Source organism: Cupriavidus sp. 2TAF22 (genome assembly GCF_052115045.1).
Lineage (GTDB): Bacteria > Pseudomonadota > Gammaproteobacteria > Burkholderiales > Burkholderiaceae > Cupriavidus.
The window spans coordinates 67386-86689 of record NZ_JBFRFX010000022.1 but is presented as its reverse complement, the minus strand read 5'-3'; the positions used below and the strand labels follow the sequence as shown (position 1 = coordinate 86689).

At 67.4% G+C, this 19304-nt stretch carries 20 protein-coding genes; 6 read left to right on the top strand and 14 right to left on the bottom strand.

The genetic code is table 11. The features are described from left to right. Nucleotides 1–23: 23 nt before the first annotated feature. From AB4Z48_RS24865 to AB4Z48_RS24855, 3 genes are all read right to left on the bottom strand, one after another. On the bottom strand, nucleotides 24–689 hold the full coding sequence (locus tag AB4Z48_RS24865) for a site-2 protease family protein (protein WP_441618868.1): 666 nt from the start codon (nucleotides 687–689) through the stop codon (nucleotides 24–26). A 77-nt stretch (nucleotides 690–766) separates the two neighbouring features. Continuing rightward, a complete protein-coding gene (locus tag AB4Z48_RS24860; RefSeq protein ID WP_441618866.1) occupies nucleotides 767–1390 on the bottom strand; it encodes an L-threonylcarbamoyladenylate synthase in 624 nt (207 codons plus the stop codon). Nucleotides 1391–1531: 141 nt separating this feature from the next. After that, complete coding sequence (locus tag AB4Z48_RS24855) at nucleotides 1532–2377, bottom strand: 3',5'-nucleoside bisphosphate phosphatase (RefSeq protein WP_441618864.1); 846 nt, start codon at nucleotides 2375–2377, stop codon at nucleotides 1532–1534. Between the two features lie 184 nt (nucleotides 2378–2561). Between AB4Z48_RS24855 and AB4Z48_RS24850 the strand changes: the two genes are divergently transcribed. Then, the gene (locus tag AB4Z48_RS24850) at nucleotides 2562–3683 is read left to right on the top strand and encodes an NAD(P)/FAD-dependent oxidoreductase (protein WP_441618934.1); all 1122 of its coding nucleotides are present in this window, start codon (nucleotides 2562–2564) and stop codon (nucleotides 3681–3683) included. A gap of 15 nt (nucleotides 3684–3698) precedes the next feature. Here the strand turns inward: AB4Z48_RS24850 and AB4Z48_RS24845 are convergent, their stop codons facing one another. Then, a complete protein-coding gene (locus tag AB4Z48_RS24845) occupies nucleotides 3699–4592 on the bottom strand; it encodes an alpha/beta fold hydrolase (RefSeq protein WP_441618863.1) in 894 nt (297 codons plus the stop codon). Nucleotides 4593–4760: 168 nt separating this feature from the next. On the opposite strand from AB4Z48_RS24845, the gene AB4Z48_RS24840 reads away from it, so the two are divergent. Further along, nucleotides 4761–6494: an acyl-CoA synthetase gene (locus tag AB4Z48_RS24840; protein WP_441618861.1), complete on the top strand. Its 1734-nt coding sequence runs from the start codon at nucleotides 4761–4763 to the stop codon at nucleotides 6492–6494. A 496-nt stretch (nucleotides 6495–6990) separates the two neighbouring features. Then, nucleotides 6991–7362 carry a hypothetical protein gene (locus AB4Z48_RS24835; RefSeq protein ID WP_441618860.1) on the top strand — a complete coding sequence of 124 codons (372 nt, stop codon included), beginning with the start codon at nucleotides 6991–6993 and terminating at the stop codon, nucleotides 7360–7362. Here the strand turns inward: AB4Z48_RS24835 and AB4Z48_RS24830 are convergent. Continuing rightward, on the bottom strand, nucleotides 7356–8243 hold the full coding sequence (locus tag AB4Z48_RS24830; RefSeq protein ID WP_441618858.1) for a ferritin-like domain-containing protein: 888 nt from the start codon (nucleotides 8241–8243) through the stop codon (nucleotides 7356–7358). The genes AB4Z48_RS24835 and AB4Z48_RS24830 overlap by 7 nt on opposite strands. Before the next feature lie 146 nt (nucleotides 8244–8389). Here AB4Z48_RS24830 and AB4Z48_RS24825 point away from each other — a divergent pair, with 146 nt between their 5' ends. The 3 genes from AB4Z48_RS24825 to AB4Z48_RS24815 all read left to right on the top strand — a co-directional run bounded on the left by AB4Z48_RS24825 (nucleotide 8390) and on the right by AB4Z48_RS24815 (nucleotide 10495). Further along, nucleotides 8390–8914, top strand: coding sequence for a gamma carbonic anhydrase family protein (locus tag AB4Z48_RS24825; RefSeq protein WP_441618856.1), 525 nt, complete (start codon nucleotides 8390–8392; stop codon nucleotides 8912–8914). A 49-nt stretch (nucleotides 8915–8963) separates the two neighbouring features. Next, nucleotides 8964–9992: an Hsp33 family molecular chaperone HslO gene (gene hslO, locus AB4Z48_RS24820; protein ID WP_441618854.1), complete on the top strand. Its 1029-nt coding sequence runs from the start codon at nucleotides 8964–8966 to the stop codon at nucleotides 9990–9992. A gap of 98 nt (nucleotides 9993–10090) precedes the next feature. Then, nucleotides 10091–10495 (top strand): hypothetical protein, encoded by a 405-nt coding sequence (locus AB4Z48_RS24815; protein ID WP_441618852.1) that lies wholly within the window; start codon nucleotides 10091–10093, stop codon nucleotides 10493–10495. A 179-nt stretch (nucleotides 10496–10674) separates the two neighbouring features. Here the strand turns inward: AB4Z48_RS24815 and ftsB are convergent, their stop codons facing one another. The 9 genes from ftsB to AB4Z48_RS24770 form a co-directional block, all read right to left on the bottom strand. Further along, nucleotides 10675–11016 carry a cell division protein FtsB gene (ftsB, locus tag AB4Z48_RS24810; RefSeq protein WP_441618850.1) on the bottom strand — a complete coding sequence of 114 codons (342 nt, stop codon included), beginning with the start codon at nucleotides 11014–11016 and terminating at the stop codon, nucleotides 10675–10677. An 83-nt stretch (nucleotides 11017–11099) separates the two neighbouring features. Then, nucleotides 11100–12389 (bottom strand): phosphopyruvate hydratase, encoded by a 1290-nt coding sequence (eno, locus tag AB4Z48_RS24805; RefSeq protein ID WP_441618848.1) that lies wholly within the window; start codon nucleotides 12387–12389, stop codon nucleotides 11100–11102. 93 nt (nucleotides 12390–12482) lie between these two features. Further along, a complete protein-coding gene (locus AB4Z48_RS24800; RefSeq protein ID WP_441618847.1) occupies nucleotides 12483–12773 on the bottom strand; it encodes a DUF1330 domain-containing protein in 291 nt (96 codons plus the stop codon). A gap of 103 nt (nucleotides 12774–12876) precedes the next feature. Further along, entirely contained in the window at nucleotides 12877–13746 is an 870-nt protein-coding gene (kdsA, locus tag AB4Z48_RS24795) for a 3-deoxy-8-phosphooctulonate synthase (RefSeq protein WP_441618845.1), read from the bottom strand. Between the two features lie 32 nt (nucleotides 13747–13778). Beyond that, nucleotides 13779–15431, bottom strand: coding sequence for a CTP synthase (locus AB4Z48_RS24790; protein WP_441618844.1), 1653 nt, complete (start codon nucleotides 15429–15431; stop codon nucleotides 13779–13781). A gap of 126 nt (nucleotides 15432–15557) precedes the next feature. Further along, nucleotides 15558–16373 (bottom strand): alpha/beta fold hydrolase, encoded by an 816-nt coding sequence (locus AB4Z48_RS24785; RefSeq protein ID WP_441618842.1) that lies wholly within the window; start codon nucleotides 16371–16373, stop codon nucleotides 15558–15560. Between the two features lie 9 nt (nucleotides 16374–16382). Next, complete coding sequence (locus AB4Z48_RS24780) at nucleotides 16383–17204, bottom strand: peptidase (RefSeq protein WP_441618840.1); 822 nt, start codon at nucleotides 17202–17204, stop codon at nucleotides 16383–16385. Nucleotides 17205–17405: 201 nt separating this feature from the next. Continuing rightward, nucleotides 17406–18230 carry a transglutaminase family protein gene (locus AB4Z48_RS24775; RefSeq protein ID WP_441618838.1) on the bottom strand — a complete coding sequence of 275 codons (825 nt, stop codon included), beginning with the start codon at nucleotides 18228–18230 and terminating at the stop codon, nucleotides 17406–17408. Nucleotides 18231–18267: 37 nt separating this feature from the next. Next, on the bottom strand, nucleotides 18268–19221 hold the full coding sequence (locus AB4Z48_RS24770) for an alpha-E domain-containing protein (protein ID WP_441618836.1): 954 nt from the start codon (nucleotides 19219–19221) through the stop codon (nucleotides 18268–18270). Between the last annotated feature and the right edge of the window lie 83 nt (nucleotides 19222–19304).

Here is a 19304-nt window from a genome sequence, read left to right as displayed (position 1 = left end):
GGCGAAGCGCTCCGCCCCAGGCCTTATTGCACCAGTGCCAGGATGGGCTGCAGCATCAGCTGCACCAGCCCGCTGAGGGCGCCCATCACCGGCTGCATCCAGACCCTGGTGATCACGCCTGCGGCCACCAGGGCCAGCACCACGAAAATGCCATAGGGCTCGATGCGCGAGATGGCGCGCGCCAGTTGCTGCGGCAGCAGCGCAGTCAGCACGCGGCCGCCGTCGAGCGGGGGAACGGGGAACAGGTTGAAGGCTGCCATCACCAGGTTGACCAGCACGCCGGCGCGCGCCATCTGGCTGAAAAAGGGCTCCTGCACCTGCGTTAGCACCAGGCCGATCGCCATCAGCGCCCACAGGAAGGCCTGCAGCACATTGCTGCCCGGGCCGGCCAGCGCCACCCACATGCCATGCCAGCGCGGATTGCGCAGATGGTCGAAGGCAACCGGTACCGGCTTGGCGTAGCCAAACACAAACTGGCCGCTGGTCATGAAATAGAGCAACAGCGGCACCGCGATGGTGCCGATGGGATCGATGTGGCGCGCCGGGTTGATGCTGACGCGGCCCATCATATAGGCGGTGTTGTCGCCGAACAGCTTGGCCACGTAGCCGTGGGCGGCTTCGTGCAGCGTGATCGCGAACAGCACCGGCAGGGCGTAGACCGCAAGGGTCTGAATCAGGGAAGAATCCATGGGGCGCTATTGTACCGGGGTCCCGGCGTGCAGGCGACGCGCGGCGGCTGCGCCACGCGGAAAGTGAAGGCGGCGCTTTAGAGGCCGAAGCGCCCGATGTCGCCGCGACCCTGCCGGATCAGCTCGGGCTCGCCGCTCGTCAGGTCGATCACGGTGGTCGGCTGCGCCGGCGCGGCGCCGCCGCAGATGACCAGCTCGAGTTGCTTCTCCAGGCGGGCGCGGATCACCTCGGGCTCGTTGAGCGGCACCTCGTCGCCAGGCAGCTGCAGGGTGGCCGAGATCAGCGGCTCGCCCGCTTCGGCCAGCAGCGCCAGCGGGATCGGGTGGTCGGGCACGCGCACGCCGATGGTCTTGCGCGCCGGGTGCGAGAGCCGGCGCGGCACTTCCTTGCTGGCCTCGAGGATGAACACATAGGGCCCGGGCGTGGCGCCCTTGAGCCACCGGTACTGCCGGTTGTCGACGCGCGCGAAGTTGCCCAGCTCGGACAGGTCGCTGCACATCAGCGTCAGGTGGTGCTTGTCATCGATGCCGCGCAGGCGGCGCAGGCGCTCGACCGCGGCCTTGTCGTCGAGCCGGCACGCAAGTGCGTAGCTGGAGTCGGTCGGCAAGGCGATCAGCCCGCCCTTGCCGATGATCTGTGCGGCCTGCTTGATCAACCGCGACTGCGGGTTGAGCGGGTGGATATCGAAGTATTGGGACATGTGCGGGCTGAAAGCGAGTGGCCGCAGGCCCGGCGCAAAGGCCGCGTGCACGCCGGGCGGGAGCTGCGAGGAAGGGGAGCGGACGGTGCGCATGACGGGGGCGGGCCAGGGAGGCGCCGGGCGGCCGGAGGCCGCACCGGCTTACCAGTCATGCCAGACCGGTGTGACCGACGACGGCAGCGGGGGCAGCGAGCCCAGCCCGATGCGCCCTTCGCCGGGCCCGTGGAAGTCCGAGCCGCGCGAGGCCATCAGGCCATAGTGGTGCGCGACATCGACATACTGGCGGTACTGGTCCGGCGTATGGCTGCCGGTCACCACCTCGACCGCCGCGCCACCGAGCTGCACGAACTCGTCGAACAGCGCGTCATGCTGGAGCTGCGTGTAGTTGTAGCGGCCCGGATGCGCCATCACCGGAATGCCGCCGGCGGCCTGGATCCAGCCGACCGCGTCGCCCAGCCGGGCCCAGCGATGCCCGACATAGCCCGGGCGGCCTTCGCCGAGGTATTCGCTGAACACATCGCTGACGGACTTGCAGAGTCCCTGCTCCACCATCCAGCGCGCGAAGTGCGTGCGGGAGATCAGGTCCGGGTTGCCCACGTGGCGCAACGCCCCTTTGTAGGCGCCTTCGATGCCGACCGCTTCCAGTGCCTCGCCGATATCCTGCGCCCGCGAGGCGCGCCCGGAGCGCGTGGCCTCCAGGCCCTGGACCAGCGCCGGACATGCCGGATCGATCTGCAGGCCGACGATATGCACGGTCTGGCCGGCCCACGTCACGGAGATCTCCACGCCGGGCACATAGCGCATGCCGAGTGCCTCGGCGGCGGCGCGCGCCTCGGTCTGGCCCGCCACCTCGTCGTGGTCCGTCAGCGCCCAGAAAGCCACGCCGCCCGCATGGGCGCGCCCGGCCACTTCGCGTGGCGACAACATGCCGTCGGACACGGTTGAGTGGCAATGAAGATCGGCGTTGATGGCGTGAGGGTTTTGCATGCCGCTATTCTACTCCCGCGGCGGCCCGGCGCGCGTTGGACGACGCACACAGTGCATGCCGCCCGGCAGCGCCGATAGCCCTGCCACCAACGCTGGCGTCGGGCTTGTCCGGCGCGCCGCGCGGTATAGTTGGGGCCTTGCAATCCTCCTCCCCGCCGGCGCAGCGCGCGCCGTGCGCCAAGCCATGCCGACCGACGCTTCCGCCACGCCCGCCAGCCCCCCCGCCGCCGCCTTCACTGTCGGGCCCGATGTGATCCGTACCGATGTCCTGATCGTCGGCGCGGGCCCGGTCGGCCTGTTCGCGGCCTTCCAGGCAGGCGTGCTCGGCCTGAAGTGCGAACTGGTCGACGTGCTGGACCGCGCCGGCGGCCAGTGCACCGAGCTCTATCCGGAGAAGCCGATCTACGACATTCCGGCCGTGCCCGGCTGCCTGGCGCAGGACCTGGTCGACCGCCTGCTCGAACAGTGCGCGCCGTTCGCGTTTCCCATGCATTTCAACGAACGCGCCAACGGCCTGGAGGAAATCCCCCGCGCGCCCGCCGCGCCAGGGCAAGGCGCCCACGATCATCCGCACCGCCTGCTGGTCACCACCGACGGCGGCAAGCGCTTCGACGTGGCCGCCGTGCTGATCTGCGCCGGCGCCGGCGCCTTTGCCCCGCAACGCGTGGCGCTGCCCGAAGCCGCGGCGCTGGAAGACCGTCACCTGCACTACGCGGTGCGCGATGTGACGCGCTTCGCCGGCAAGCGCGTGGTGGTGGCCGGCGGCGGCGACTCCGCGCTGGACTGGGCGCTGGCGCTGCGCAAGACCGCCGCGCGCGTGACGCTGCTGCACCGCCGGGAAGGCTTTCGCGCCGCCGACGGCTCGGTGGCGGAAATGCGCGCCGCCGTGGCAGCCGGCGAGATGGACTTCGTCGTGGGCATGCTGGGCGCGCTGAAGACCGAAGGCGACGCCCTGAGCGGCGTGGATATCCGCACGCGCGACGAGACCATCAGCCTGCCCGCGGACGAGCTGGTGGCGCTGTATGGCCTGGTGTCGGAACCGGGCCCGATCGCGCAGTGGGATCTCGACATGCGCGCCGGCCGCATCGTGGTGGACACCACTACCTACGAGAGCTCGCGCCGCGGCATCTTCGTCGCCGGCGACATCGCCTTCTACCCGAACAAGCAGAAACTGATCCTGTCCGGCTTTCACGAGGCCGCGCTGGCGCTGCGCAAGGCTTATCACTACGCGTTCCCTGAAAAGGCGCTGGTGCATGTGCATACCAGCAACAACGCCGCGCTCAAGGAAAGGCTGACGCACGCCTGAGCGTGGCGCGCCGCATCACGCGCAGAACGACTCCACCAGCGCCGCCACCACGCGTGGCTGGTCGTGATGCAGCATGTGGCCCGCGGCGTCGACAATCTCCTCGCGGAAGTCGCGGAAAGCCCTGAAGCGCTGCCGGAATTCATCCAGCGGCTGGTGGCGCGCGATATGGCGCAGCGTCTGCGAGTCGCGCGCCTCCACATGCAGCACCGGCGCGGTGACCTCCGCCCAGATCGCCATCACTTCGTCGAGCCGGTACAGCACGGGGTTGATCATCTTGTGCGCCGGGTCGCCCAGGATTTCCCAGCGGCCTTGCGCATTGCGCGCCGACCAGTGCTGGGCCAGGAAGGCCGCGCGCTCGCCCGGCAGGCGCGGGTTGGTCTTCTGCAACCGCGCCGCCACGGCCTCCAGGCTGTCGTAGGTCCTGAGCTCCGGGCGCTCGCGCAGCTCGTCAAGCCAGCGCGCGTAGCGCCCGGGCGCCTGTTCCGCGCGCGTGGCCGTCATGCCGAAGCCTTCGAGGTCCACCACGCGGCGCACCCGTGCCGGACGGATACCGGCATAGATGCAGGCCACATTGGCGCCCATGCTGTGGCCCACCAGGTTCACCGGCGCGTCAGGGTGGAAATGGTCGAGCACCGCCTCCAGGTCGGCCACGTAGTCGGCGAACCAGTAAGACTCCGTGCCCGGATAGCGCGTGGGCCAGCCGGTCTGGCCAAAGCCGCGCCAGTCGGGCGCGATCACGTGCCAGTCGCGCTCCAGCGCGTCCACCATGAACTGGAACGACGCAGCCACATCCATCCAGCCGTGCAGCAGGAACAGCTTCGGCGCGCCGGGGCGACCCCAGTGGCGCACGTGCATGTCGAGCCCGCGCAACGTGATAAATTCCGAGCGCGAGGTTTCTCTGATTGTCATGGTTGTCTCCCCGGTGCCTTCCTGGCCGACGCTTTCACCCGCGACGACAGGGAAGCCCGATAAAAATAGAACGATCGTTCGTTTGCGGATTATAGCGGCAAGCCGGACCGGGCAAGCGCCCGCCGGCGGCACAGGATGCAGGACGAACACAAGAACAGGAGACCCAGCATGGCCGAATCCCCCCCGCCCTCAAGCCGGCGCGACGACTACCGCGCGCTGCACGAGAGCTTCCGCTGGCACGTGCCCGAGCACTTCAACCTGGCCGAGGCATGTTGCGGCCGCTGGGCGCGCGATCCCGCCAGCGCCGACCGGGTCGCGGTCTACACCGAACACGAAGACGGCCGCCGCGCGAGCCACAGCTACGCCTATATCCAGGCCGAAGCAAACCGCCTGTCGCGCGCGCTGCGCGCGCTCGGCGTGGCGCGCGGCGACCGCGTCGGCATCGTCATGCCGCAGCGCATCGAGACTGTGATCGCGCACATGGCGATCTACCAGCTCGGCGCCATTGCCATGCCCCTGTCGATGCTGTTCGGCCCCGAAGCGCTGGCCTATCGCTTCCAGCACAGCGAGGCCTGCGTGGCGATTGCCGACGAGAGCGCCATCGACAGCTTGCTGGCGGCGCGCCCCGAGTGCCCGGCGCTGGCTTGCGTGATCGGCGTGGGCGCCGCCGCCGGCCGCGCGGAGCATGACTGGACCGCGCTGCTGGCAGCCGAGCTGCCGTCCTTCACCGCCGAGCAGACCAAGGCCGACGAGGCCGCGGTGCTGATCTACACGAGCGGCACCACGGGGCCGCCGAAGGGCGCGGTGATTCCGCACCGCGCCCTGATCGGCAACCTGCCCGGCTTCGTCTGCTCGCAGAACTGGTATCCGCAGGCGGACGATGTGTTCTGGAGTCCGGCCGACTGGGCCTGGACCGGCGGCCTGTGGGACGCGCTGATGCCCGCGCTGTATTTCGGCAAGCCGATCGTAGGCTACCAGGGGCGCTTTTCCGCGCAGGTCGCCTTCGAACTGATGGAGCGCTACCGGGTCACCAATACCTTCCTGTTCCCGACCGCGCTCAAGCAGATGATGAAGACCTGCCCGGCGCCGCGCGCGCAATACCGCCTGCACCTGCGCGCGCTGATGAGCGCGGGCGAAGCCGTGGGCGAGACCGTGTTCGCCTGGTGCCGCGACGCGCTCGGCGTGGTGGTCAACGAGATGTTCGGGCAGACCGAGATCAACTACATCGTGGGCAATTGCACCGCGCAGAACGACGATGGCAAGCTCGGCTGGCCGGCGCGCCCCGGCTCCATGGGGCGCCCCTATCCCGGCCACCGGCTCGCCGTCGTGGATGAAGACGGCCAGCCCTGCGCGCCGGGCGACGAGGGCGAGATCGCCGTGTGCAGTACAGACGCGCACGGGCATCCGGACCCGGTGTTCTTCCTCGGCTACTGGCGCAACGAGGCGGCTACCGCCGCCAGGTACCTGGAGCACGATGGCCTGCGCTGGTGCCGCACCGGGGACATGGCACGCATCGACGAGGACGGCTACCTCTGGTACCAGGGGCGCGCCGACGATGTCTTCAAATCGTCTGGCTACCGCATCGGTCCGAGCGAGATCGAAAACTGCCTGCTCAAGCATCCCGCCGTATCGAACTGCGCCGTGGTGCCCTCGCCCGATCCGGAGCGCGGCGCGGTGGTCAAGGCATTCATCGTGCTGCTGCCGTCCGTGGCCCGCTCCCCGCAGGCCGATGCCGCGCTGACCGCGGAGCTGCAGCAGCATGTACGCGGCCAGCTCGCGCCGTACGAATACCCCAAGTCCATCGAATTCATCGCGCAATTGCCCATGACCACTACCGGCAAGATCCAGCGGCGCTTGCTGCGCGAGATGGAAGCGCAGCGCGGCACGACGCCGTCCCGCTAGGCCAGCCCCCGGGGCTGGCCACCGCACAGCCGGCCAGCCCCCCTCCTTGCTCACATCTTCCCGTTCCGGCCCGGCGGCCATCCTGCCCGGCCGGATTTTGCCGTCAAGTATTCGCCGGGACTGACGTTAGCGAATACATGGGGGTGCCGCACCGATGGTCCGCATCCATCTGCGCACGATTGCCCTGGCAACGCTCTCAATCCATCGGCCACGATCATTTCATTTTCTTTTTTAAGACTTTTCTTATAAAAAACAAAAACCAGGACACGCGCTTCAAATAAGAAAAATCCGAACTAGAAGTTGCACTCCAAAAACGCAAGCCCGCCGGAAATGGGACATGACCTGAAACAAGGCACTAGAAAAAATGCATAGGAAATTTCCACCAAGCTCGATTGTATTTCCTAATATTGAGACATAAAATTCTGAACAAATTAGAAGAAATTTCCGACGACGTAGCCTGAATTGACATCCGCTCGACCACCAACAGGGGAACAAAATGAGCACGCAACCACGCACCGGTAACGCCTCCATCCGCAATCTCCCGCGCCGCCTGCCTCTGGCCCTGGCCCTGGCATGTGCATGGCTCTCGGCGCCCGCGTGGGCTGCGGATGGCATGATCGTCTTTCGCGGCGCCATCGTCGCGCCGTCCTGCCTTCCGCAGATCAGCGGCGGGCGAACGCCCGCCGCATCGGTCAGTTGCCCGCAGAACGGCACCCAGGCTGCCGAGTTTGCGTCACTGCCGCTGATGCCGGGCAAGACGGTGCAATTGAAGTCCGCGCGCGCCTCGGTCGAGACGATGAGATTCTCCAGGGGAGATGTGCCGGACGGCGCGCAGCCGGGGCTGATGCTCGTGACCGAGCACTACTGAGCTGCCTGCGCCTCGAGCCAGGCCAGCTCGTCATCATCGAAGCCCGCGGCACGGCGGGCTCCCAGGTTGAACGGCGGACGCGGGCGCGGCGCCTGGTAGCGTACCGCCAGTTCGCCATAGGTCTCGACCGGGTCAAGCCCGCGTCCGGCGCAAAGCCAGCGGTACCAGTGGTTGCCGATCGCCACGTGCCCGACTTCGTCGCGCAGGATGATATCGATGATGGCGGCGGCTTCGTGGTCGCCGGCGGCCGCCAGCTTGGCCCGCACCGGCGGCGAGGCGTCCAGTCCGCGGGCTTCCAGGGTACGCGGCACCAGCGCCATGCGCGCCAGCACGTCGCCAGCCGTCTTGTCCGCCATTTCCCAGAGGCTGTTGTGCGCCGGGAAATCGCCATAGCACGCGTCCAGCCTGCCCAGATGATCCGCCAGCAGGGTGAAATGCAGGGCCTCCTCGTCGGCCACGCGCAGCCAGTCGTGATAGAAGGCCGCGGGCATGCCGCCGAAGCGCCAGAGGGCATCGAGCGCGAGATTGATCGCATTGAACTCGATATGGGCCAGCGCGTGGATCATCGCGGCCCGGCCGGCCGGCGTGTGGATGGAGCGGCGACGCTCTACGCGCTGCGGCGCCACCAGTTCCGGCAGCGCCGGGCGCCCGGGCACCGGCAGTTCCGCGGCGATGGTTTCGGCAACGCCAAGTGCCTCCGGCGCCATGCCGGCGGCTGCCTGGCGCAAGCGGCGCGTGGCAGCCGCCTTCTGCCGCGCGTCGTCGAGGCACAGGATGGCGAGCGCCTGGCGGCGCAGGGACAGGCCGGTGGCGTCCGGCAGGACAGGAAAGGCGGAATCGGGCGCGCCCGCGGGGGCGGCATCGGTCAGGTTGGCTGGCATAAGCGTAAAATCCGGGTTGCCGCCATTGTAGGGCCGGCGCGCAGCGCAGCCGGCACAATCTCCCGCCGCGCGGCGCCGCCGGCGTACGCTCTTTAAAGGCCGGCGGCAGACCCCATATACCCATACGAACTTGTGCAGGAGACTTCATGGCGCTTTACCAGCTCGGCGACCTCACCCCGATCATCGATCCGGACGCCTACGTGGCACCGGAGGCCACCATCATTGGCAACGTGACGCTCAAGGCGCGCGCCAGTGCATGGCCGGGCGTGGTGATCCGCGGCGACAACGAACCGATCGTGGTGGGCGAGTCCAGCAATGTGCAGGAAGGCACCGTGCTCCACACCGATCCCGGCTGCCCGCTGACCATCGGCGACAAGGTGTCGATCGGCCACCAGGCCATGCTGCACGGCTGCACCGTCGGCGAAGGCTCGCTGATCGGCATCCAGGCCGTGATCCTGAACCGCGCGGTGATCGGCAAGGAATGCCTGGTCGGCGCCGGCGCGGTGGTCACCGAGGGCAAGGTCTTTCCGGACCGCTCGCTGATCCTGGGAGCGCCAGCCAAGGTGGTGCGCGAGCTCACCGAGCAGGACGTGGCCAACCTGTACCGCAATGCCGAGACCTACGCCACGCGCCAGGCCTTGTACAAGACCCAACTAAAACGCATCGACTAAGGCGCGCCGGCCAAGGACTGCGCCCGCACCGATTTACCGACGGATCATCGTGACTGACACCACCTCCCCCGACACCCTGCAGAAATTCCTGTTCGACGCGGCCCCCGTGCGCGGCGAGCTGGTGCGCATGCACGCCACCTGGCAGGACGTGCTGCGCCGCAATCAATATCCCGCACCGGTGCGCCGGCTGCTGGGTGAAATGATGTCCGCGGCCGCCCTGCTCACCGCCAACCTGAAGTTGAACGGAGCCCTGGTGATGCAGGTGCACGGGGACGGCCCGGTGCGCATGCTGGTGGTGGAGTGCCTGTCCGACCTGTCGATGCGCGCCACGGCCAAGCTGGCCGAAGGCGTGCAGGTGGCCGACGACGCCACGCTGGAGGATCTCGTCAACGTGCACGGCGGCGGCCGCTTCGCCATCACCCTGGATCCGAAGGACAAGCTGCCGGGCCAGCAGGCCTACCAGAGTATCGTGCCGCTGGCCGATGCGCATGGCACCTTCGAATCCATGGCCGCGGTGCTCGAGCACTATATGCGCGCCTCCGAGCAACTCGACACGCGCCTGTGGCTGGCCGCCGACGACCAGGTCGCCGCCGGCATGCTGCTGCAGAAGCTGCCGAGCTACGGCGGCACCATGGAGGGCCATGCCGGACGCGGCCCCGCGCAAGTGGGTGAAACCGGCGCTCCGCTGGGCGGCAGCGCCCGCGCGCAGGATCTCGACACCTGGGACCGCGCCTGCCAGCTCGGCGCCACGCTGAAGAGCGAAGAACTGCTCGCCGAGACGCCCGACACGCTGCTGCGCCGCCTATTCTGGGAAGATCTGCAGGACACCGGCGTGCGCGTGTTCGAGCCGCTCAGCCCGCATTTCAATTGCTCGTGCTCGCGCCCCAAGGTGGCCAGCATGCTGCAGAACCTCGGCCGCACCGAGATCGAGAGCATCCTGGAAGAACGCGGCAATGTGGACATCCATTGCGACTTCTGCGGCCAGCACTATCACTTCGACCCGGTCGACTGCGCGCAATTGTTCGCACCGGCACCGATCGCCACCGGCGCCGGCGAGGGGGCCGGCCAGCACCACTGACCGGGAGCATTTTCCAGGCGGCCAGGCTGCTCAGGCGGAACCTTTGCACCGCCTGCCGGGGTCAAAGCGTCAGCGACCACAGAGTCAGGGGGAATCTCATGCCCGCTTCGTCTTCGAACCTGCTCCCCGCCGCGACATGGCGCGCGGCGGGCGCCCTTGGCGCACTGCTGCTGGGCGCCGTGCTGCTCGGCGGCTGCGCCCAGTTGCCGCGCGACATCAACGGCTCGCCCCCGACGGCGCGGCTGGCACCTGACGGCGTCCCGCCCGCGCCGATCACGCCCGAAGAAAGCCAGAAGCTGAGCGCGCTGAACCGCGACATCCTGCACGAGCAGGATGCGGCCATCGCGCGCCAGCAGCAGGCGCAGGCCTACTCGCGCGCCTACTACGCCTATCCCACGCCCAGCTGGAACCTGTTCTACGGCGGCTGGGGCGGCGGCCACTGGGGCGGCGGCGTCGGTATCAGCGGCGGCTTTCCGGGCTGGGGCGGTTATCCGTACTGGTGAGGGCGTGTGGCGACAAGGCGGCAAGCGCCCCGATGAAGCGTCCCAAGGCGCACACGCAATGCGGGCTCAATGCGGGCTGTGTGGTCGTGCGCGACCGGGCGGCAACGGCGGATGAAGACGGGGCAGAGATTGCGGCGGCCAGAGCCGGGCGCCGGCGATGAAATCCGGGCGGAAATGCCTCAATGACGGCCAGTGGCGGCCGGGGAGTTCGGCGGCGGCGGCAGCGGCGGCGTGGCGCTGACCTTAGGCGCGGGCGCCACGAACTGCACGAACACCTCGCCGTCCTTGACCATGCCCAACTCGTAGCGGGCACGCTCCTCGATGGCGCCGGTGCCGTCCTGCAGATCCTTCACTTCCCCTTCCAGCTTGGCGTTGCGCAGCTTGAGCGACTGATTGCGCGCGCTCTGTTCCTGCACATGCTTGTCCAGGTCCCACACGCGCAGCCAGCCGCCCTTGCCCAGCCACAGGGGATACTGAATGGCAAGCAAGAGCACGAACAGCAGCAGCGAGATCAGGCGCATGTGGATTCTGGCGCTTTGAAGAAGAATTCAGGATCGTCGGCGCCGGCCCGGGCATCTTGTCCGGGCCGGCGCATGACGCGAGCTTAGCGCAGATTGTAGAACGCGCTCTTGCCCGGGTAGCTGGCGATATCGCCGAGGTCTTCCTCGATGCGCAGCAGCTGGTTGTACTTCGAGATGCGGTCCGAACGCGACAGCGAGCCGGTCTTGATCTGGCCGGCATTGGTGCCCACCGCGATATCGGCGATGGTGCTGTCCTCGGTCTCGCCCGAACGGTGCGAGATCACGGCGGTGTAGCCCGCGCGCTTGGCCATTTCGATGGCGGCGAAGGTCTCGGTCAGGGTGCCGATCTGGTTGATCTTGATCAGGATCGAGTTGCCGATGCCTTTCTCGATGCCTTCCTTCAGGATCTTGGTGTTGGTGACGAACAGGTCGTCRCCCACCAGCTGCACGCGCTTGCCSAGCTTGTCGGTCAGCGTCTTCCAGCCGTCCCAGTCGYCCTCGGCCATGCCGTCCTCGATCGASACGATCGGGAACTTGTCGCACAGGTTGGCCAGGTAGTCGGCGAACTGGGTCGAGGTCAGTTTCAGGCCTTCGCCTTCCAGGTGATACAGGTCCTCGCCTTCGCGGAAGAACTCGCTGGCGGCGCAGTCCAGCGCCAGCAGCACGTCTTCGCCCATGCGGTAGCCTGCCTTCTCGACGGCTTGCACGATGGTGTTCAGGCACTCTTCGTTCGACGCGAAGTTCGGCGCGAAACCGCCTTCGTCGCCCACCGCGGTGGACATGCCCTTGTCGGCCAGGATCTTCTTCAGTGCATGGAACACTTCGGCGCCGCAACGCAGGGCTTCGCGGAAGCTCTTCTGCGACACCGGCATGATCATGAACTCCTGGATATCCAGGCTGTTGTTGGCGTGCGCGCCACCGTTGACGATGTTCATCATCGGCACCGGCATCTGCATCGCGCCCGAGCCACCGAAGTAGCGGTACAGCGGCAGGCCGGCTTCCTCAGCAGCGGCGCGGGCCACGGCCATCGACACGGCCAGCGTGGCGTTGGCGCCCAGGCGGCCCTTGTTCTCGGTGCCGTCGAGGTCGATCAGGGTGCGGTCCAGGAAGGCCTGCTCGGAAGCGTCCAGGCCCATGATGGCTTCGGAGATCTCGGTGTTGATATGCTCGACCGCCTTCAGCACGCCCTTGCCGAGATAGCGCGACTTGTCGCCGTCACGCAGCTCGATGGCTTCGCGCGAACCGGTGGAGGCGCCCGACGGCACCGCCGCGCGGCCCATCACGCCGGATTCCAGCAGGACGTCGCACTCGACCGTCGGGTTGCCGCGCGAGTCGAGAACTTCGCGACCGATGATATCTACGATTGCACTCATGAATTCCTCTCTGACTGTTTGAATCTTTCTGCCTGCCGGCTATGCCAGGAGCCGGCAAATCGGGATCAGCGCGGATGATGCCTGACCAATATGTCAGACGCCTTCCACCACGATCATGTTCATCTTCGCCGCATGCTCGCGCGAGGCGCGCGCGGCGCGATACTCTTCGGAGTCGTGGAACGATTTTGCCGCCGCGAAGCTAGGGAATTTCAGCACCACGACACGGGTCGGCGCCCATTCCCCCTCGAGTTGCCCGACCTTGCCGCCGCGCACCAGCACCTCGGCGCCGTGGGCTTGAATGGCCTTGCTCGACAGCACCTTGTACTGCTCGTACTGCTGGGGGTCCGTCACGTCGACGTAGGCGATGATATAGCCTGCGGCCATGCAGTGTCTCCGAAGCTTTTGTATTGTCTTTCGATACGATTCGTCACCACCGGCGGCTTTTCCTCAGCGGGAACGCCTGCCGGCGGTGCGAACCGGGGCCCGCTCAGGCGCAGGCCGGCCAGCCGAAATTGTCTTCGAGGAAGCCCGCGCGCTTGGTCAGCGCATCGAGATCCTTGAGCACGGACAGCAATTCCTTCATGCGCGACAGCGGCACCGCGTTGGGTCCGTCGGACATGGCCTTGCTCGGATCCGGATGGGTTTCCATGAACAGGCCGGCCACGCCGGTTGCCACCGCCGCGCGCGCCAGCACCGGCACGAACTCGCGCTGGCCGCCCGAGCTGGTGCCCTGCCCGCCCGGCAACTGCACCGAGTGAGTCGCGTCGAACACCACCGGGGCGCCGGTCTCGCGCATGATCGCCAGCGAGCGCATGTCGGAGACCAGATTGTTGTAGCCGAAGGACACGCCGCGTTCGCAGGCCATGAAGCTGTCTTCCGGCAGGCCCGCCTCGCGCGCGGCGTCGCGTGCCTTGTCGATGACGTTCTTCATGTCGTGCGGCGCCAGGAACTGTCCCTTCTTGATATTGACGGGACGGCCGCTCTGCGCGCAGGCGCGGATGAAATCGGTCTGCCGGCACAGGAAGGCCGGCGTCTGCAGCACGTCGACCACGGCGGCCACCGGCTTGACCTCGTCGATCTCGTGGATGTCGGTCAGCACCGGCACGCCGATCTCGCGCTTGACGGTGGCGAGGATCTCGAGACCCCTCTCCATGCCCAGGCCGCGGAAGGTCCTGCCCGACGAGCGGTTGGCCTTGTCGAACGAGGACTTGTAGATAAACGGGATGCCGAGTTCGCCGGTGATCGCCTTGAGCTCGCCGGCGGTATCCAGCGCCATCTGCTCGGACTCGATCACGCACGGACCGGCGATCAGGAAGAAGGGCTGGCCCAGGCCAGCCTCGAAGCCACAGAGTTTCATCGCTAGTCTCCTGCTTGCGCGGTGCCGGGCCCTCAGGCCGCCTTGCTCTTCTGGCTGGCCAGCGCCGCTTCCACGTAGGCCTTGAACAGCGGATGGCCGTCACGCGGGGTGGAGGTAAATTCCGGGTGGAACTGTACGCCGACGAACCACGGGTGCAGGCTTTCCGGCAGCTCCATCATTTCCGGCAGGTCTTCCGTCGGGGTCCGCGCCGAGATCACCATGCCCGACTTTTCCAGCGTGGGCACGTAGTGGTTGTTGACCTCGTAGCGGTGGCGATGGCGCTCGTTGACTTCCGGGCCGTAGATCTGGCCGGCCTTGGTGCCTGCCTTGACCGGCACGCGCTGCGCGCCCAGGCGCATGGTGCCGCCCAGGTCGGACTCGGCCGAGCGCTGCTCGACCTTGCCTTCGCGGTCCACCCATTCGGTGATCAGCGCGACCACCGGATGCTCGGTTTCCAGGTTGAATTCGGTCGAGTTGGCATCGGCCATCCCCGCCACGTGGCGGGCAAACTCGATCACCGCCAGCTGCATGCCCAGGCAGATGCCCAGGTACGGCACCTTGTTCTCGCGTGCGTACTGGATCGCGCGGATCTTGCCCTCGGTGCCACGCTTGCCGAAGCCGCCCGGCACCAGGATGGCATCCAGCGGCGCGAGCACTTCCAGGTGGCCCGATTCGAGCTCCTCGGAATCGATGTACTCGATGTTCACGCGGGTAGCGGTATGCATGCCGGCGTGGCGCAGCGCCTCGATCAGCGACTTGTACGATTCGGTCAGGTCGACGTACTTGCCGACCATGCCGATGGTGATCTCGTGCTGCGGATTTTCCTGGGCATTGACCAGGCGCTGCCACATGGAGAGATCCGCCGGCTTCGGATCGATACGCAGTTCTTCGCAGATCAGGCGGTCGAGGCCCTGCTCGTTGAGCATCTGCGGGATCTTGTAGATGCTGTCCACGTCCCACACCGAGATCACGGCTTCCTGCGGGATGTTGGAGAACAGCGAAATCTTGGCGCGCTCTTCGTCCGGGATCGGGCGGTCGGCGCGGCACAGCAGCGCGGTCGGCGAGATGCCGATTTCACGCAGCTTCTGCACCGAGTGCTGGGTCGGCTTGGTCTTCAGCTCGCCGGCGCTGGCAATGAACGGCACCAGCGTCAGGTGCACGAAGGCGGCATGGTTGCGGCCCATGCGCAGGCTCATCTGGCGCGCGGCTTCCAGGAAGGGCAGCGATTCGATGTCGCCGACCGTGCCGCCGATTTCCACCAGTGCCACGTCCGCCTTGCCGCCATGCGAGGCAGCCGCGCCGCGCTCGATGAAGGCCTGGATCTCGTTCGTGATATGCGGGATCACCTGCACCGTCTTGCCGAGGTACTCGCCGCGGCGTTCCTTGCGGATCACCGATTCGTAGATCTGGCCCGTGGTGAAGTTATTGGACTTGCGCATCTTGGCCGAGACGAAACGCTCGTAGTGGCCGAGATCGAGGTCGGTTTCCGCGCCGTCTTCCGTGACAAACACCTCGCCATGCTGGAAAGGGCTCATCGTGCCGGGATCGACATTGATGTAGGGATCTAGCTTGAGGAGGGTGACTTTGAGGCCRCGCGACTCGAGAATGGCCGCGAGCGAAGCAGCAGCGATGCCCTTGCCGAGAGAAGAGACGACGCCACCGGTGACGAAGACGAATTTGGTCATAAACCGAGCTTGCCGGGGAAATCGGGATTATACATGAGAGCCCGCCTGCTGCAGCGCCGCATTTGTGACAGGCGGCCGCGCCGCGGGCCGGGCGAGCGCATGCGGCGTTTGCCTCTCATCCCGTCATCAGAGCCGCTGGCCGGCCTCGCGCCGCATGCCGCCGAGCAGCTCGTGGATCAGCGCGGCGGTCTGCTCCGGGCGCTCCATCGGGTACAGGTGCCCGCCTTCGATGAAGCGCAGGCGCTCGCCCACCAGCTTGCGCGTGGCGCCAAGCCCGCATTGCCGGACCTCGCGCGAGTGCTTGCCGGCGACAAAGCCGACCGGCACCGGCGCGCCGCGCGACACGCGCGCGCCAAGGCCGGTCGGCAGCGTGCGGTAGATCTGGTATTCGATCTCGCGCTCGAAGCGCAGGCGGCGCTCGGCGTCGCGTCCGGTGGGTTCGGTGCCGTGCTCGGCATAGTCGCGCAGCACGTCTTCGTCCCACGCCGCGAACAGCGGCTTGCTGCGAAAGTGCTGCCAGACCGCCTCGGCATCGGGCCAATGCGTGCGCCGCCTGCGCGTCACCGCCGCCGGGCCGGGCGCCTCGTCCAGGCCGAAGCGCTGCCCCGCCTTGAGCAGCGCCGCGCGCCAGCCGGCGATCACCGGCGAGTCGAGCATGACCACGCCGCGCACCAGCTGCGGGCGCCGCAGGGCCGCCATCAGCGACAGGAAGCCCCCCAGGGAATGCCCCACCAGCCACACCGGCTCGCGGTACTTCTGCTCTACCGAGGCCAGCAGTTCATCCACCAGGTGCGGCCACTCGCGCGTGACCGGGTATTTCGGGTCGTGCCCGTAGCGGTCCACCGCGCGGATCTCGAACTCGTCTTCCAGGCGCGAAAACAGTTTGCGGTAGGTGCTGACCGGGAAACCGTTGGCATGCGAGAAATGCAGGATGTCACGCATGGCGAACCCTCAGCCGCGGCCGTTGCTGCGCTCGCGCTTGGCGCGCACGGGCTGGCCCCAGCGATCGGCTTCGCCCGGGCGCGCCAGCGGAAACTCCGCCGGGGCTGCCGCATCCCATTCGGGGTCGTGGATTTCGCCGAAGACCTGGCGCAGGCGCTGGCCCCAGGTATCGCGGATCATGCGGAAGTAGGCGTTCTTCTCGTCGATGTTGACGAAGCGGCTCACCCGCAGCGCATTGGCTTCATACACCAGCAGGTCCAGCGGCAGGCCTACCGAGATATTCGACTTGAGCGTGGAGTCCATCGAGATCAGCGCGCACTTGGCGGCCTCGCCCAGCGGCAGCGAAGGCTCCACCACACGGTCGATGATGGGCTTGCCGTACTTGGCCTCGCCGATCTGGAAATAGCAGTTCTCGGGCGTGGCTTCGACAAAGTTGCCGGCCGCGTACACATTGAACAGGCGCACGCGCTCCCCGCGGATCTGCCCGCCGAAGATCAGGCTGACATTGAACTCGATACCGGCATCGCGCAGCGCGTGGGCATCATGCTTGTGCACCTGGCGCACGGCGTCGCCGACGATGGTGGCGGCTTCGAACAGATCGCGCGCGGTCCACAGCGAGCGCTTCTCGTCACGCCCTTCGGCCAGGATCTGCCGCACCGCCTGGCTGATTGCCAGGTTGCCGGCCGTGAGCAGCACCATGACGCGGTCGCCGGGCTCTTCGAACACGGTCATCTTGCGCGCGCTGGAAATCGCGTCGACACCCGCATTCGTGCGCGAGTCGGAGAGAAACACCAGGCCGGCGTCCAGGCGCATGGCAACACAGTACGTCATGATCTTGTCTAGTTATGGTGAACACTCAGCGTGCACACTCGGCGCGCACATTCAGCGTGGACATTCCGCGCACGTCCGGCCTTGCCATGCCATGCCATGCCATCTGGCACGAGGCCACTTCAATGCCGCATTCTAGCGCCGCGGGGGCGCGTTCGATACCGCAACGGGCGCCCGCGCGTGGTGCGCGGCGCACCGTCCGATTCACTGTTCCGGTGCAATCGCGATCTCGACCGCCAGCCGCTCGCCACTGCCCCCCTCGCGCACGCCGCGAACCGGCGCGGCCATGCGGTAGTCGCGGCCCACGGCCAGCCGCACGTGGCGCGCATCGCTGAGGCAGCGATGGGTCACGTCGACGCTGCACCACAATTCCCTGCCCGCATCCACGCAGATATCGGCCCAGGCATGGCCGGCCAGCGCCGCGGCCGCAGGGTCGTAGAAATAACCGCTGACATAGCGCGCCGGCACGCCGAGGGCGCGGCAGCATGCCACCATCACCTGCRCCTGGTCCTGGCAGACGCCGCCGCCCAGCGCGAACGCCTCGCTGGCCGAAGTGCCGACATCGGTGCTGTCGGGCACGTAGCGCACGCGCTCGGCAATGCCGCCGGCCAGCGCCAGCAGCGCAGGCACCTCATGCCCCGCCGCGAGGTAAGGCGCGGCAAAGCGGATCATCTCGGGTTCGGCCGCGGTCAGCGGCGTGCCGCCCAGGTAATACAGCGGCGACACGCGCGCCTCGCCCGCGGGCGGCGCATCGCAGAACAGCGGCGCGCTGCCGCCCGCCGCCGGCGTCACTTCCACCACGCCGCTGGCTTCGATCACCAGGGTCCGGGCCGGACCGGCGACGGTGAAGCTGTGCACGATATTGCCGAAACCGTCGCGCGCCTCGGACAGGTTGCCCGGCACCGACAGGTGCCACTCCCGCACGGTCTGGAGCGGCCCCGAGCGCGGTGCCAGGCGCAGTTCGTGCACGCTGCGGCGGACCGGCTCGGCATAGCGGTAGACGGTCTTGTGATGGATCTTGTATTTCACGATATGGCGAGGCCGGCGCGACTACCACGCGAGTGGTTCAGGCAGCCAGCAGCGGCACGAGGAAATCCCGGCTGATGCCGTTGCCGAGGTCGCCGATGCGCTCTAGGAAACTGGTCAGGTAAGCGTGCAGGCCGACGGCGAAGATGTCGTCGATGCGCGCGTATTTCAAATCGGCGTGGAGTTTACCAGCCTGCCGCTCGGTCTCCGAGGAATGCTGGTTGCCCACCAGCGCCAGGATCGCCACCACCTCGTCCAGGCTCGACACCAGCGAACGCGGCATGTCCGGGCGCAGCACCAGCAGCTCCGCCACGCGCTCGGGCGTGATCACCGTGCGGTAGATCTTGCGGTAGACCTCGAACCCCGACACCGAGCGCAGCACCGCCGCCCAGTGATAGAAATCGTTGGCGTCGCGGTTGGGATCGCTGTCGTCGACGGTGCTGGCCTGGAACTTCACGTCGAGGATCCGCGCGGTATTGTCAGCGCGCTCGAGGAAGGTGCCCAGCCGCATGAAGTGGAAGGCGTCGTCCTTGAGCATGGTGCCGAACTGCACGCCGCGCGCCAGGTGCGAGCGGAACTTGACCCACTCGAAGAACTGCGCCGGGTCCTCGCACAGCACGCCATCTGCGATCAGGCGCTGCACATCGAGCCAGGTGGTGTTGATGGTTTCCCAGACCTCGGTGGTGAGCGAGCCGCGCACCGCGCGCGCGTTCTCGCGGGCAGCGCGCAGGCAGCTCATGATCGACGACGGATTGGTCATGTCGCGCACCATGAAGTCGATCACATCGTCGCGCGTGAGCAGGCCGTATTTGTTGTCGAACACGGCGGTCAGCTCGGAAATGTCGAGCATCGCCCACCAGCCCTGCTCCGCCACTTCCGCCGATTGCGGCAGCAGCGAAGTCTGGTAGTTCACGTCGAGCATGCGCGCGGTGTTCTCCGCGCGTTCGGTATAGCGCGCCATCCAGAACAGATGGTCGGCGGTGCGGCTTAGCATGGTCAGTCCCCTCGTACTGCGCTGTTCGTCCACGCCGCCCGCGCATGGACAGCGGCGGCGCGGCAATCCCAACAATCCGCGGG